The sequence below is a fragment of the Treponema sp. genome, assembly GCF_017430385.1.
Taxonomy (GTDB): domain Bacteria; phylum Spirochaetota; class Spirochaetia; order Treponematales; family Treponemataceae; genus Treponema_D.
Genome location: NZ_JAFRNB010000174.1, coordinates 1 through 14,715, shown reverse-complemented (window position 1 = coordinate 14,715; position 14,715 = coordinate 1). Strand labels below are relative to the sequence as shown.

At 44.8% G+C, this 14,715-nt stretch carries 10 protein-coding genes; 3 read left to right on the top strand and 7 right to left on the bottom strand.

Annotated features, from left to right (window positions below; all coding sequences use genetic code 11):
- Nucleotides 1–127: 127 nt before the first annotated feature.
- The 5 genes from IJJ71_RS13525 to IJJ71_RS13505 all read right to left on the bottom strand — a co-directional run bounded on the left by IJJ71_RS13525 (nt 128) and on the right by IJJ71_RS13505 (nt 7,145).
- Nucleotides 128–1,507 (bottom strand): small ribosomal subunit Rsm22 family protein, encoded by a 1,380-nt coding sequence (locus tag IJJ71_RS13525; RefSeq protein WP_296847767.1) that lies wholly within the window; start codon nt 1,505–1,507, stop codon nt 128–130.
- Entirely contained in the window at nt 1,494–1,823 is a 330-nt protein-coding gene (locus IJJ71_RS13520) for a MerR family transcriptional regulator (protein WP_296847765.1), read from the bottom strand. Before IJJ71_RS13520 ends, IJJ71_RS13525 begins: the two co-directional genes overlap by 14 nt.
- Nucleotides 1,820–3,412: a ribosome biogenesis GTPase Der gene (gene der, locus IJJ71_RS13515; protein WP_296847764.1), complete on the bottom strand. Its 1,593-nt coding sequence runs from the start codon at nt 3,410–3,412 to the stop codon at nt 1,820–1,822. The genes IJJ71_RS13520 and der overlap by 4 nt, the downstream gene beginning before the upstream one ends.
- A gap of 7 nt (nt 3,413–3,419) precedes the next feature.
- Nucleotides 3,420–5,138, bottom strand: coding sequence for a phosphoenolpyruvate--protein phosphotransferase (gene ptsP / locus IJJ71_RS13510; protein ID WP_296847762.1), 1,719 nt, complete (start codon nt 5,136–5,138; stop codon nt 3,420–3,422).
- Nucleotides 5,139–5,234: 96 nt separating this feature from the next.
- Complete coding sequence (locus IJJ71_RS13505) at nt 5,235–7,145, bottom strand: AMP-dependent synthetase/ligase (protein ID WP_296847760.1); 1,911 nt, start codon at nt 7,143–7,145, stop codon at nt 5,235–5,237.
- Between the two features lie 220 nt (nt 7,146–7,365).
- Between IJJ71_RS13505 and IJJ71_RS13500 the strand changes: the two genes are divergently transcribed.
- The 3 genes from IJJ71_RS13500 to IJJ71_RS13490 are packed head-to-tail and all read left to right on the top strand — an operon-like array spanning nt 7,366 to nt 10,751.
- A complete protein-coding gene (locus IJJ71_RS13500) occupies nt 7,366–8,532 on the top strand; it encodes a GGDEF domain-containing protein (RefSeq protein ID WP_296847759.1) in 1,167 nt (388 codons plus the stop codon).
- A gap of 2 nt (nt 8,533–8,534) precedes the next feature.
- Complete coding sequence (locus IJJ71_RS13495; RefSeq protein WP_296847758.1) at nt 8,535–9,482, top strand: HD-GYP domain-containing protein; 948 nt, start codon at nt 8,535–8,537, stop codon at nt 9,480–9,482.
- Nucleotides 9,483–9,506: 24 nt separating this feature from the next.
- Entirely contained in the window at nt 9,507–10,751 is a 1,245-nt protein-coding gene (locus IJJ71_RS13490; RefSeq protein WP_296847757.1) for an extracellular solute-binding protein, read from the top strand.
- A gap of 93 nt (nt 10,752–10,844) precedes the next feature.
- Here IJJ71_RS13490 and IJJ71_RS13485 read toward each other — a convergent pair whose 3' ends face one another.
- Together IJJ71_RS13485 and gdhA are read right to left on the bottom strand one after the other, a co-directional pair.
- Nucleotides 10,845–12,932: a methyl-accepting chemotaxis protein gene (locus IJJ71_RS13485; protein WP_296847755.1), complete on the bottom strand. Its 2,088-nt coding sequence runs from the start codon at nt 12,930–12,932 to the stop codon at nt 10,845–10,847.
- Between the two features lie 399 nt (nt 12,933–13,331).
- Complete coding sequence (gene gdhA, locus IJJ71_RS13480) at nt 13,332–14,702, bottom strand: NADP-specific glutamate dehydrogenase (RefSeq protein ID WP_296847753.1); 1,371 nt, start codon at nt 14,700–14,702, stop codon at nt 13,332–13,334.
- Nucleotides 14,703–14,715: the final 13 nt, after the last annotated feature.

Here is a 14,715-nt window from a genome sequence, read left to right as displayed (position 1 = left end):
TTCCAGAAATCTTCTTTTTCAAACCACTCGGTTTTCTGAGGAGCGACATTTTGCGCAGTGGTATTTTTTCTGATTTTTGTCGTTTTTTCTGCCTTTTTCTTTGCCATAAAACTCTCCTATTTCCTTTTTACATTCTGATGATTATTGCGCCGGATTTTTTATCCCGCTCGGTCAAATTCTCAGGTGTTTTTATCTGCAAGAGCTCACCATTTTTTGGCTGAATATGACTTTCATCGATTGCAAGAAGCATTCCGAATTCGCTGCAAGCATAATAGCCCGATTTGTGAATCTCTGGCAGGCGAATAAAATCCGATGCAATTCTGATGAATGTTTTTTCGCCCGGCTGATTTTTTGTGGTTTTTGCTGAGTCCGCAGATTTTTTTGAAATCACAAAGCTCAAACTTGCCCTTTCCTTTGCCAGCCCTGCTTTCTCCGAGAGTTTCAGAAGTTTTGCTGGTGCCGATTCTGCATCAAAAGCAAAATTACACCACTTTGCATTTTTGCCGTAAACATTCGTTGTCTTTCCGTTGGTTCTTCCTGCCATCGGACATGTTTGTGAATGAGGACAAGGCGCGACAGGCTCATAATCCCTGCGGATAAGCGCATCACGCATAAGTGAAATAAATCTTGCTGAATGTGGGTCGCCCGGCTCCACGAGCAAAACTGATGAATCCTCATTTTTGAGATAAGAAAGAATGTCGTTCGTGTATTTTTTTGCAAGAAAATCAGTCGGCATTTCGTTGTTCTGAATAATCTCGTTAAAAACATTCGCACAAGAAACGAAATCAGCTTTTTCTTTGATTGATGTTCCGAACGCTCCTTTTACGCGGACAATTTTCCATGGCTCAGTTTGGGGCGTTGCGGGTACTCCCGCAGAAGGGGTAGCGGAAAACGCGTTAGCGGTTGTAGCGAGGGGAAGGCTTTCCCCTCCTGTTTCCCGAAGCGTTTTTGCTGCAATCGAAAGATACAAATCCTCGCCAGCCGAAAGCGCACTCTGGCTCAAATCCATACAATACCATGTAATTTTTTTGCTGCGAAGTTCCGGCCGAGCAAGCCAAAGAGCCGAGACAACGGTGAGAGTTCCGCTTCCGACATCAATCGCGACAGGATTTTCCGGATTTAAAAGAGGCGCGAATGCTTTTTTGGGCAGATTCGCAAAAAGACGCGTCATTCGCACTAGATTCCACCACATAAAATAGCTGATGTACGCGCTGATATATCCGGCTTCATTCATGTAGCCCAATCGTCGTGAATTTCTGTCGTCAGTGAGCTGATGAGAAAGATTTTTGATTGCCCCATAAAGCGAAACTTTTTGCTTGCCGCTCAAATTTCTTGCCCGCCCAACGATTTCATCAAAATTTTCAATTATTTTTTTGCTTTCAGCAGGAATTGCGGCTTCCGCGAACATTTCCCGCCTGATTGAAGCCGCTTTTGCCCTTGAATTATCCCGTTTTTCGATTCTGTGCGCATGGCTTCTGGCTCGATTTGCAGGTTTATTTTCGTTCATTTCTGGCTCCTTTTATATCAAAATAAAGCTGTGTCAGCTCGGTTCTCAACTCACGGATTGCGCTCATTGCCTCGGCGTTGTTTTCGTAGGCCTGGGCCTCGCGCAAGATTTCGTTCCGCGCGCCCTCTATCGTGAATTTTCGATCGTAAATCAAATATTTGAGCCGGAGAACGATTTCAAAATCACGCTCAGTGTACACGCGCCTGCCCCCCAAGTCTTTGCGAGGTGCAAATCCAGGAATCACAGTTTCCCAGTAACGGAGAACATTTTGCTTGATACCAGAGAGTTCTTCAACTTCTCCAATGGAATATGTCAAGATTCACCTTCACTATCAAAGCGGTTTTCCCACCTCTTTCGGCTTGGCTTCATGTTAAGCTCGACAGGGATTTGATCGAAGCCAAGGTCTTTTCGGATTGAGTTTTTGAGATATGTGACATAGCTTTCTGGAACATTGTCCGGGCTTGTGCAGAAAATGCGGAATGAGACCGGATTTGTGCTCGTCTGAGTCATGTAGCGGATTTTGAAGTGGATTGCCTTGCTTGCTGGAGGCGGATAATGGAAAAGCCAGTCCGCAAGAGCTTTGTTGAGTGCGGAAGTGTCCACTTTGCGAGTAAGCTGACCGTAAAGCTCAATCGCCTTGTTGAGCAAATCCTTGATGCCCTCGCCGTTGAGGGCAGAAAGAGGCAGAATTGGTGCCCAGTTCATGTGACCGAACATGGTCTTGATATAGTCAACTGTATCGCGGAGAGTTTTTCGGCTCTGGTCCTGAGTGTCCCATTTATTGAGAACAAGGATGATTCCCCTGCCCCGCTCATACGCCAGAGAACAGATTTTTTTGTCCTGATCGGCAAGGCCTTCCTGAGCATCAATCATGAGGAAGACGACATCGCACTTGTCCAGGGTTTTGATTGCACGGTTGACTGAATAATATTCGACATTTTCGTGGACTTTCTTTTTGCGACGGATTCCGGCAGTGTCCATAATCTCGAAATTTCGGCCTGCATACTGGAATTTGCCTTCAACTACATCGCGCGTGGTTCCTGCATAGTCCGAGACGATTGACTTTTCGGAATGAGTAAGACGGTTTGAAAGAGTGGACTTGCCAGTGTTCGGCTTTCCAAGAATTGCGATTCGGATTGGGTCCTCTGGCTTTTCACCTTCCTCGACTTTTGAGAAATCAAGATTGCTTGTGATTTTTTTTGCAAGGTCTGTGATGTGGTCGCCGTGGTCTGCCGAAACAAAAAGCAATTCCTTGAATCCGTACTGAAGATAGTTCCATGAAACGCTTTCGTCTTTGCCACCTTCGCATTTGTTGACCGCAACAATGAGTTTGTCCCAATATGGGCGCAAAAGATGAATAAATTCTTCGTCCTCGCCAGTGATTACACCTGCTTCAAGGAGGAGAAGAATTTTGTCAGCCTGTTTGATTGTCGCGAGTGTCTTCTGGACGACAAGTTCATCCATTTCGGACTCACGGCTTGTCGGGTCACGGTCAAGCTTGTAACCGCCAGTATCAACAAGACGGACAGGTTTTCCCATGATGAATGCCGTTGCCTCAACAGGGTCGCGCGTAACACCAGGAGTCGGGTCAACGATTGCCAAACGACGGTGCATGAATCTGTTAAAGAGAGTTGATTTTCCAACATTCGGACGGCCAGCAATCACTACCAAAGGAAGATTCACATAATATTTTGAAGTGTCGTAACCTTCTTTTTCAGCCTGGGCTTTGTATTCTGCATAATCAGAATCTTCTATATTATTGCTCGCATCATCTAAATCCCAGTCATCTGAATCGGTCTGATTTTCTGTGTCGATATTCTGAGAGTCAAGTTCCTGCTCAAGATTTTCGCTCTTCTTCTGAGGTTTTGGTTTTGAGAAATCTGGTTTTCGTTTTGCTTTTGCCATGCCCCTATTATAAACTATTTATTCTTTTTGAGGAAATGGATTTTAGCTCTTCCATGCTGATTTTTGAAAGAAGTTCCTTGATTTTTGTGATTAATTTGGGACTCATACTCAAAGTGCGCACGCCCATTCCGGCCAGAACCATGACGCTTTCGGCTCGGCTCGCCATTTCACCACAAACTGAAACGCTGATTCCGGCTTTGTTTGCTTCGGAAATTGTTTTGTCCAGAAGCCTCAGAACAGCAAGATGGAATTCATCGTAAAGTGGAGCGACGAGGGAATTTTCACGATCAACGCCAATAGTGTATTGGGTGAGGTCATTTGTACCGATTGAGAAGAAATCGCTGACATTTGCCAGACAATCTGAAATCATTGCGGCTGCGGCAGTCTCAATCATGATTCCGATTGGAACGGCAGGATTGAAAGGAATATTCTCTACCCGCAACTCGTCACGAACTTTAGCGGCAATAGCAAGCGCTTCTTCTACCTGCTCAACACTTGTAATAAGCGGAAGCATGATTTTAAGGTTGCCAAAAACGCTTGCACGGTACAAGGCACGGAACTGAGTGCGCAGAAGCTGAGGATTTGCCAGAGTGAGGCGGATAGCGCGCAATCCCATGAGAGGATTTTTTTCTTCGCTTGTGGAATGAGTGATGTCCAGGGCTGAAATGATTTTATCGCCACCAGCATCAAGGGTGCGGATAGTGACAGGCTTGCCCTTCATGGTTTCAAGAACAGTTTTGTAAGCGATGAACTGATTTTCTTCGCTGAATGCGGCAATTTTTGAGTGAGCCGACCCCATATTGTTGTTAACTTCGCTCATGAAAAGGAATTCCGTTCGGAAAAGACCGATCCCGTCAGCTCCTTCGTGCATGGCAACACGGGCTTCATCAACTGTACCGATATTTGCCATAAGATGGAAAAGCTCACCATCCTTTGTTTTTGCAGGAATATCACGGAATTTTTTGAGCCGTTTTTCATGCTCCTTTGCAATCTCGATTTTTTTCTGATAATCTTCGAGAGTTTTTTCATCCGGATCTTCAATTATTTCACCGGCATCACCGTCAACAATAACAAGCGAGTCAGGGGCAATCTCATCAAGGATGCTTTCAATGTCAAAAACAGCAGGGATTCCATAGTTTCGTGCAAGGATTCCCACATGAGAAGAAACGCCACCGTCAGTAAGCGCAATACCTGCAATCCTTCTTTTTGAAAGAATAACCGTATCGCTCGGGGCCATTGATCTTGCAATGATAACAACATCATCAGGAATATTTTCGATATTAAAGGGATGAAAATCAAGGAGGTCGTTCAGGACGCGCCCAAAAATATCGCAGATATCTTCGGCTCGCTCAGCAAGATAGGCGTTACCGCTGGAACGAAGTCTGTCTGCATATTCCTCGGTTTTCTGGTTCAATACATATTCAATAGAAAAGTTTGACTCATCAAAAGTTTTCCGTACATCACCCAAAAATTCCGGGTCATTGAGCATGAGGAAGTATGTCTCAAAAATTTCAGACTGAGTTTTGTCGTCTTTTACGATTTCAAGCTGCTCGGCAATCTGCCCGACAACTTTGGCAAGAGAACGTTCAAAGCGAACCAGCTGCTTTGGCTTTTCTTCATTTTTGATCTTTTTTGAGGAAATAACGCGTTTTTCTGCTTCTGGAATTACAAAAGCTCTGCCGATTCCAATTCCACTGGATGCCGAAAGACCAAAAAGAACATTCATGAGATGATTCTATTCTTATAATTGAAAAAAGTCAAATACTGTCAAAATTTTGACATTTTCAGCCAAATTTTGACAGCTCCCGCTTGCCTAAAAATTCTATTTAAACAGTTTTTTAATCTCACTAGAATAAATCTCGTTGATTCGGTAGCGCATGATTTCCTGTTTTGCAGAAAGTTCCACGCCCACCTCAAACGGCTTTTCAAGAAGCGCGATTTTGTTGATTCGCTCGTAAGATTTAAAGCCGTTCTTTGCATTGACTCTGGTAGCTACCTCGGTTTCAATCAGGTGCAAAACTTCCTGACTTTTTACCATGTCCGAATATTTTTTGTACGGCAAATCAGATTCCTTGCAGAAAGACTCAACTTCGCTCTGCTCAGGAACAACCAGTGCCGCAAGATAACGCTGGTCCTGACCAAGGACAACGGCTGTCTGAATAAAGCGTGATTCCTGCATCTTCATTTCGATTGGAAGAGGCTCCACGTTTTCACCGCCAGTCTGAACGATGGTGTCCTTCATGCGGCCGCAGAGTACGATTTCATTGTTTGCGGTGAGCCGTGCCAGGTCGCCGGTGTCGAACCATCCATTTTCATCGATAGCTTTTGCCGTAAGCTCTGGCTGCTTGTAGTAGCCTTTCATGACAGTTCCGCCCTTGATTTCGAGGACACCTTTTTTGCCCCGTTTGAGAGGCTTTCTTGTGAGCGGATCAACGACACGTGCAGAAACTCCACGTACAGGAGAGCCGACATTGCCCAGAACAGGGCGAACAATCGGTCGGACTGAGATAATCGGTGAGGTTTCGGTGAGGCCGTAACCTTCCGAAAGCTTGATTCCGATAGCCCAGAAGAATTTATCGACATGCGGTGGAAGTGCGCCGCCGCCAGGAACGCCAGAACGGAATCCTGTTCCGAGCATTTTTTTGATTTTGCGGAAAATAATTGCGTGGCCGAGCAATTTGATCGGGTAACAAATAAGCCACGGAAGCACGAAAGCAGGCCACTGAAGCCAGCGTTTGTCCATGCCATAGCGTGTGGTGCGGTCAAAAAGAACTCGGTCAAGCTTTGAGTGGAAAAGGGCGATTGCAACAAAGAATTTGAAGAGTCGGAAAACAATGCCGCCTGTTTTTCTCATGTTGCGCCAGATTCCGTCGTAAACAGCCTCGAAAACTCGTGGAACGGCAGGCAAAACCTGAGGATTGAGTGTTTTGAGGTCAGAAAGCAGGATTGGACCAACCGGCTTCGAATAGCAGATTGTTGCTCCCTGATTGAGAACGACATATTCAACGGCTCTCTGATACGCATGCCATACAGGAAGAACCATGAGACCGCGGTCGCCCGGATACAAATAGATTCGCTCACAAACTTCATCAAGCTGAGTGATGAAGTTGCCGTGAGAGAGCATTACGCCCTTTGGCTTTCCGGTTGTGCCCGAAGTGAAGATAATCGTTGCCAGGTCATCCCATTTGCCTTTTTCGATTTCTTCATTGACTTTGCCAGGATTTGCTTCGTTGTATTTTTTGCCTTCTTCGATAATCTGATCAAAAGAATAAAGTGCGACACCGGCATTTTTGGCTAGTTCCAAATCTTTTTCGGTTGGAGCCTCAAAAACAATAAGTTCGTTTACAAGCGGAAGTTTTTCTTTGATGCCGAGAATCTTTGCAATCTGAGAGGAATTCTCGACGATTATGCGCTTACACTCTGCAAAAGAAAGAATATATTCCAAGTCACCGATTGTGGCGTCACAGCCTCGCGGAACATCAATTGCGCCGAGCATCATCAGACCCATGTCGCTCTGTTCCCATTCCTTGCGGTTATCAGAAATAAGACCAATATGCTCCTCGCGCACAACTCCATGAACCAAAAGACCGCCTGCAAAATTTACGGCAGCCTCGTAAGCTTCTTTGTAAGTTGTAGGCTCAAAATGTCCGTCTTTAAAGCGGCTCATCTGAAAAGCAAGTTCCGGGTATTCTGAAGCTCTCTTTCTAAAAAGGCGAGGAAGTGTAGTTTCCATAAAATCTCCAAAAAAGAATGATTATTAACATTATATAATAAACAATCGAGAAAAGCTATAAATATAAATTTGAAATAATAAGAAGGGGTAGCGGAAGACACCGCAGCGAAGCGAGGAGGCTGGAGCGAGGGGAAGGCTTTCCCCTTTAGTATAAGAATTTATTTGCGAATTCTGGACTTCACATGTATAATTTAAAAAATACTCTTAAAAGGAGTTTTTCATGACGGCACGAAGTTTCAATTATTACGGTTACTCAAAACAGTCGTATATAGAATGTTTGGGGCTGATTAGGTCTACGAACCGCAAGCATATAAGCATTTTAAACACATGGTTTGTTCTGATAAATTTGCTTTATCTTGTGTTCTCGGCACTCAACTTGTTCGGAGTAAATCAGGAGCGCATTCCGCTTTACGGCTCTTTTCTGCTGGCGAGTACCCTTTTTGAAATCTGGCTGTTCGCCTTTCCAAAGGCAGTTGAGCAGCACAGTCATTTCGCTGTTTTTTCTTCTATTCTAATTCTATATTCTTACGGAATCATCACATCTGTCATAGAGCCTTACATGCCGGCCACGATGTTCCTTATTTTAATGTCTCTGACGGCCCTTTCTTTCATCGTCAACATGAGCACGATTATCTGTCTGGCAATCATCGGCGTAAGCGTTTTTCTTGCAACTTCGTACATGCACAAAACTTTTTCGATTGCCTATCGCGACACTTACAATGCAGTCATCGTCACGACTTTGGTCATAGGTCTTCATTATACATTCCAGCGTACCAGAGTTTCACAGTTCATTCTTTACCAGCGAGACCTTCAAATTCAAAAGGAACTTGAAGTTAAGTCCAGTTTTGATGCACTCACATCGCTTTTAAATCGGGGAAGATTTTTCTCAATCACCGAGGAAATTTTGCGTTCTCGGCCATCAGAATATCTCACGCTCTGTCTTTTGGACTTGGACGGATTCAAACAAATCAATGACAACCTTGGCCATCAGATGGGCGACAAAGTTATTCAGATTGTCGGCAAGACGATTCTTAAAAACTTGCAGCTCGAAAGGTTTGCAAACACACCTATTTCAGAATGGGATTTAACAGAAAAAGTCAGCAATGCCGGAAGGCTTGGTGGAGACGAATTCATTTTGTTCATCAGGGGCAAAAATTCCAAACAAGAAGTCACGGAACTTTTGCAAAAACTGCTGGACACTCTAAATGCGGTTCGATTTGACGGACTAAACGGAATTCACGCTTCATTTGGCGTAACGGAAATCACGAGCAACGACAGGGATATTGATAACGCCTACAAAAGAGCGGACGAAGCGTTGTACGAATCAAAACGAGCCGGCAAAAATCAGATTCGCTTCAGTTCAGAAAGCCGTTCAGGAGAAGCCTAATTATGGACAATTTTATTTTGATGAATTCGATTACAGGTTCCGAATATCTCATTATAACCGCAATCATCCTTATGATTGTGAATTTCTTAGTCACGCTGTTCTCGCTGATTCTAAGGAGCGATGCGCTCTACAACGATACGGGAATGCATTTTTCTGCAAATATCATTCTTCTTGCGCTTGAGATAGTTTTCATAATTAGTTTTGTCATTATTTTTTCAATCGAAAAATTATACTTTCTGCTTGCGATTCCAATTTTCGCATGTGCGGTTGTGTTCACGCTGATTCTTATCTGGACTTTCGTTCAGCTCCGAGGAATCAGCATCCGTTCAATGGAAATTCTTGAAACTCTCGTTGGCGTAATTGAAGCAGGCGATGAAAATCTTGATGGTCATTCGCTCCATGTACAGAACCTCACGATGATGATTTATGATTATCTTCCTTTCTTCGAGCGTCACAAAATCAATCCGATGAACTTGCAGTACGCTTCACTTTTCCTTGACATTGGTAAGCTTGGCATTCCGCGAAGCATAATCGACAAGCGGGGCAAACTCACTCCAAAAGAAAAGGAACTTATCCAGCGGCACCCGGAAATTTGTGTCGAAATCTTTGAAAAACTTCCTTCCTTTACGACGGTAACTTATTGGGTCAAATATCACCATGAACGAGTTGATGGAAACGGATATTACCATCTTAAAGGCAATGAAATTCCTCTTGCTTCGCGCATTCTTGCACTCGCGGACACTTATTCGGCAATCACTATGGACAGGTCTTACAAGCCTTCACTTCCTTACGAAAATGCAATTTCGGAGCTTAGGCTTGTTGCAGGAACTCAGCTGGACAGTGAACTTGTTGATATTTTCTGCTCAATTCCAAAAAAGAAGGTCACGGCTTGCATGGATGATGTTCGTGAACGAATGAAAAAATACCAGTCCGGGGATTTCCGCTGGTAGTCATTTAAAACAGGAAGTTTGCAAATGACCACAAAAATCTTCTATAAAGTTAGAATTTTCGGCTTTCTCATTGCATTGTCATCAGTTGTTTTTACCTCATGTTTCTCAAAAGGCGGAAAGCATTATTGCAGCGAAAATCCAAATGCCGTTCTTACGCTTGCACTCCGTGCCGGAACTTATTCCGAGGTTATCAAAGAATGTCTCCCCGAATTTGAAAAAAAATTCGATGTTCGATGCGATGTTCTTGATTTGAGCGAGGGTGGGCTGCATGACGGAATCGCAAAGGATACAGAGGGCAGTTACGATTTGTGCATGGTTGACGGTTCGTGGATGGCGGAGTTCACTTCAAAAGGAATCCTTGCAAATCTTTCGGAACTTGGCTACGACCTTGATGACGATATAATTCCTGCCACAAAAACAATCTGCTATCACAAGGGAAGCGTTTATCTTGCTCCGTATTACGGAAATGTAACGGTCTTGCTTTACAACAAACTTATGGTCAAGGAAGCCGGTCTCAAACCCGAAGAAATTGATTCGCTTGAAGATATTCTAAAAATCTGCAAATTCCAAAAAAAGAGGCACAATCTCGGATTTATGTACAGGGGCGACACGGCGAACAATATTGTCGTTGACTTCTTGCCGATCCTGCTTTCCCGCGGAACTTATGTCGTTGACAAGAACAATAATCCGACAATCAACACTTATGAATTTGCCGAAGCGATGTACATGTACAAAGCTTTGATAAGAACAGGCCGTGCCGCCAAAAAAGATGATTTGATTGCCGCAATAGCAAACAAATCTGCCGCAATAGGAATCGGCTGGCCGGGCTGGTACACGCCGACACGCAATTCATCAATGGACTACATTGCTTTGAGCGGAAGATACCGAAGTGACCGCCCCGCCTACAACTCAAACATTTATGGAATCTGGACAATCGGAATCCCGGAGAACAGCAAAAATAAGCAGTACGCAGCGGAACTTTTGAAATATCTCATGGACAAAGATGTGCAAAAGGCGACTGTAAAAGACGGCGGAGTTCCGTGCCGATATTCAAGCCTCAAAGCCCCGGAAATTTTACGAGATTTCCCGCAATACGAGGCTGTCCGCAAAGCTCTTGAAGGCGGAGTTTACAGACCTGTCATGGAAGAATGGAGTCAGTTCTACACGATTTTGGGCCGCGAAATGAAGCTGATGATTGAAGACAAAAAATCAGTCCCGCAAGGCCTAGAAGATGCCCAGCGGGACCTGGAAGAAATGCTTAAAAAATAATGAGCAATGAGAATGTGCAATGAGCAATTTTTCGGGACATTGCCTAACGGCTCGTCCCAATTTCTAATTGCTAATTTCTCATTTCTAATTTATTTACACCTGGAATTGATCGATTTGTGCTCCAATCTGGTTGATTGAGTCTCCTACTTTGCCGGAAATTTCTGACAGAATTGCACTCGTCTCATTCATTTCTTTTGCTCCGGCTGACATTTCCTTCATGCCGTCTTTGATGACCTGAGTTGCATCCTGAAGGTTATGGATTTCTTTGAGAATCGTCTGATTGCCAACCGCCATTTCATGTGATGCAGTTTTAACTTCACTCGTGCTGTCGTTCATAACTTTGAGCGCATCAACAATCTGCCTTGAACCTTCCTGCTGTTCTTCCATTGCCGCCTTAATCTGCTGTACGAGCATGTCCGTCTGCTGAATTTTTTCACTTACACCCGCAAAACTTTCTGAACTGTCGCGGCTTGTGACTACGACGGAATTAATTGCCTCGTTGATTTTGCGCAATTCTTCGCCGATTTTCTTTGACTCAGCAGCTGATGTCTCGGAAAGCTTTCGGATTTCGTCTGCAACAACCGAGAAGCCTTTGCCTGCTTCGCCAGCATGAGCCGCCTCGATAGCCGCGTTCATTGCAAGAAGATTTGTCTGGCTTGCAACCGCAGAAATTGCCTTGTTCGCATCCTGCAATGTGGTTGCCTGCTCAGCAATCTGTGTAACCTGTTCGCTCAAAACCTTCTGGTGCTGGATTCCTTCGTTGGCATTTGCTTCGAGAGAGCCGAACGAATTTGCCATTTTATCAACGCTGCTGTTGACCGAAGCGATATTACCAAGCATCTCTTCGACGGCCGCACTTGCCTGAGAAACACCATTTGACTGAGAATCAATCATTCGCTCCAGGCTGTTTATGTTTTCGGCAATTTCGGCAACTGCAGCAGAAGTCTGATTGACTGACTCAGCCTGCTGCCCGACCTGACCACCAACGCTATCGATATTTGAAAGGATTTGGGTGATTGCACTTGCCGCACTGTCAATGCTCTCCTGCAAATCAACCTTGATTACGCCGAGATTATCCTTTGAATTCTTAACATCAGTTACGATATCCTGCAATTTTGCCATGAAGTTATTGAATCCGCCGACCAGATGACCAACTTCATCCTTGCTCGAAACGGAAAGTCTCTGCGTGAGGTTCGCGTTTCCTTCTGCAATTCCATTGACCGCAACATCAACCTGATGAATAGGCTTGACGAGCGTTCGCGCAATGAAAATCGTAATTACGAAGGCACCGGCGAGACATGCAACTGTTACGAGAAGCGCGAAAAACAGATTCGCAATGATTTCCCGGAAAAGTTCGCTGTCCAGACCCGTACTTACAAAAAGCCAACCAGTTTCTTTTGGAAGAGCACAACCAAACAGATAATTGCCATGTCCTGCTTCAAGATTGACATAGCCTTCCTGAGTGTTTATGGAACCAGAAAGATTTTCAAATCCTTGCTCCGTAAAGAAGTTGCTGCTCAAAATCCTGTTTTTATCAATATGAGTGATGTAAAGGCCATTTTTATCAAGGAGATAAGAAAATCCTGAATCAGAAAGAGAAAAATCTTCGACAAGTCCCATAAGCTCGTTCATCGTGATATCCGCACCAACACAGCCGATGAATTTTCCATCTTTGTAAACGGCCTTTGAAAGGGTCGCGACCAAATCTCCGGTTACAGTATCAACATAAGGATCGGTCATGACGATTGCCTGCGAAGAATCATTTTTAGCGTTGATGAACCACCCTCGGCTCGTCTGATCCCAGTCGCTAGGCGGAGTATAGTGAATGTCAAAAGCGACCAAACCACCGTCTTTGTATGGAACAGCACTTGTAAAATAAAGAAGTGCAACGGATGAATTGCTCGTTTTTACGGTCTGCTCCATCCAGTTTTCAAGTGCAAGTTTGTCGATATTGTCAGTTGATTTTACATAGCCTTCGACCGCACTGAGAAGCGTTTTTGGAGTGGCAAGGAATTTCTCAACCTCAGCATTTACAACACGCATCATATATCCCGCAGACTCAGCAAGATTGCGCCGTTGGGTTTTGATTTGCTTTGAAAGGATTGTAAAGGAAACGAATACAAGCGATGCAAGAAGCATGGCCGATGTAGAAAGAATCAATTTGAATTTAATGCTTCGCATAAAAGAGGCTCCTTAAAGGGATAAGATATATTCCCTTTAATTATACCACCCTTTTATAAATTCGCAAATTTTCTTCTATGAAAAAGAAAAGCCCGCCTCCAAGCGGAAGCGAGCTTTCACAAGATTAGCCTAACTTAGACCAATCCTTGAGCCAATGCCTTCGCAGCATAGCTGCTCGGAGACTCGCTCAAAACCTGTCTCACAGGTTTTGCCCCCGCAAGCGGGGTCGCTCCCTACATAGCACTTGCTACTTTCAGCGCTGGATTTTTCTTGCTCGGATTAGACCAACGGCTCAGGCACAGCCTTCGCCGAGACTCGCCTACAATACAAACTCGTCTCACGAGTTTGTTCGCTTCGCGACCGGCTCCCTACCTGTGCCATCATAATCAGTCAGTCCGATTAGACCAATCCTTGAGCCATCATTGCTCTTGCTACTTTGAGGAAGCCGTAGATGTTTGCGCCTGAAACGTAGTCGATTGTTGCGCTTGGAGCGTACTTTTTGGCTGTTTCATATGCGTTGTCGTGGATGTTTGTCATGATCTGCTTGAGTTTTGCATCAACCTCTTCGCGAGTCCATGAGAGGCGCTCTGAGTTCTGAGACATCTCGAGACCAGAAACTGCTACACCACCAGCGTTTGAAGCTTTTCCTGGAGCAAAGAGAACACCCTTTGACTGCAAGAATGCGATTGCGTCTGCACGAGTTGGCATGTTAGCGCCCTCTGCAACGAGTTTTACGCCGTTTGCAACGAGTTTTTCTGCATCTTCCATGTAGATTTCGTCCTGAGTTGCACATGGGAATGCACAGTCAGCTTTAACTCCCCATGGTTTTTCGCCCTTGAAGAATTTTGCTTTTGGATATTTTTTGACATACGCGTCGATTTTTTCTTTGCGAGCGCGGAATTCCATGACATAGGCGAGTTTTTCTGCGTCTATTCCGTCTTCGTCGAGGATGTAACCTGTTGAGTCAGACAATGTGATGACTTTTCCGCCCAACTGTGTGACTTTTTCACAAGCGTACTGAGCGACATTTCCGTCACCAGAGATGATTGCTGTCTTGCCCTTGAAGTCAGTTCCAGCCGCTTTGAGCATACATTCTGCAAAGTAGATAAGACCGTAGCCAGTTGCTTCCGGGCGAATCAATGAACCGCCGAAGTCCAAGCCTTTTCCTGTGAGAACGCCTGTGAACTGGTTCGTGATTCTCTTGTACTGACCGAACATGTAAGCAACTTCTTTTCCGCCTACACCTTTGTCGCCAGCTGGAACATCTGTATCAGCACCAATGTGTCGGTAAAGCTCAGTGATGAAGCTCTGGCAGAAACGCATGATTTCGCCGTCTGATTTTCCGTGACCGTCGAAGTCAGAACCACCTTTGCCGCCGCCCATTGGGAGAGTTGTCAAAGAGTTTTTGAGAACCTGCTCGAATCCCAAGAATTTAAGAACGTCAAGACCAACCTCTGGAGAGAATCGGAGACCTCCTTTGTAAGGTCCGATTGCAGAGTTGAACTGAACGCGGAAACCACGGTTTACGTGTGGCTTGCCCTGGTCGTCTGTCCAAGGTACACGGAACATAATGATGCGCTCTGGCTCAACGAAGCGCTCAAGAACAGCTGTGTTCTCAAGCTCAGGCATTGTGTCAACAACTGGTGAAAGAGTCTCCAAAACGAGACCTGCTGCCTGCAAGAAGTGCTCCTGGTCAGCATAACGAGTTTTGAGCTCGTCCCAAACGCGCTTACAATAAGCGTTCTTAACGTTAAATTCTTTGATTGCCATTTTTTTCTCCTAT

Coding starts and splice junctions, on each gene's coding strand:
- IJJ71_RS13495 (WP_296847758.1), top strand. CDS start 8,535: ATGGACAATTTTATTTTGATGAATTCGATTACAGGTTCCGAATATCTC.
- IJJ71_RS13525 (WP_296847767.1), bottom strand. CDS start 1,507: ATGAACGAAAATAAACCTGCAAATCGAGCCAGAAGCCATGCGCACAGA.
- der (WP_296847764.1), bottom strand. CDS start 3,412: ATGGCAAAAGCAAAACGAAAACCAGATTTCTCAAAACCAAAACCTCAG.
- ptsP (WP_296847762.1), bottom strand. CDS start 5,138: ATGAATGTTCTTTTTGGTCTTTCGGCATCCAGTGGAATTGGAATCGGC.
- IJJ71_RS13500 (WP_296847759.1), top strand. CDS start 7,366: ATGACGGCACGAAGTTTCAATTATTACGGTTACTCAAAACAGTCGTAT.
- IJJ71_RS13485 (WP_296847755.1), bottom strand. CDS start 12,932: ATGCGAAGCATTAAATTCAAATTGATTCTTTCTACATCGGCCATGCTT.
- IJJ71_RS13505 (WP_296847760.1), bottom strand. CDS start 7,145: ATGGAAACTACACTTCCTCGCCTTTTTAGAAAGAGAGCTTCAGAATAC.
- IJJ71_RS13490 (WP_296847757.1), top strand. CDS start 9,507: ATGACCACAAAAATCTTCTATAAAGTTAGAATTTTCGGCTTTCTCATT.
- gdhA (WP_296847753.1), bottom strand. CDS start 14,702: ATGGCAATCAAAGAATTTAACGTTAAGAACGCTTATTGTAAGCGCGTT.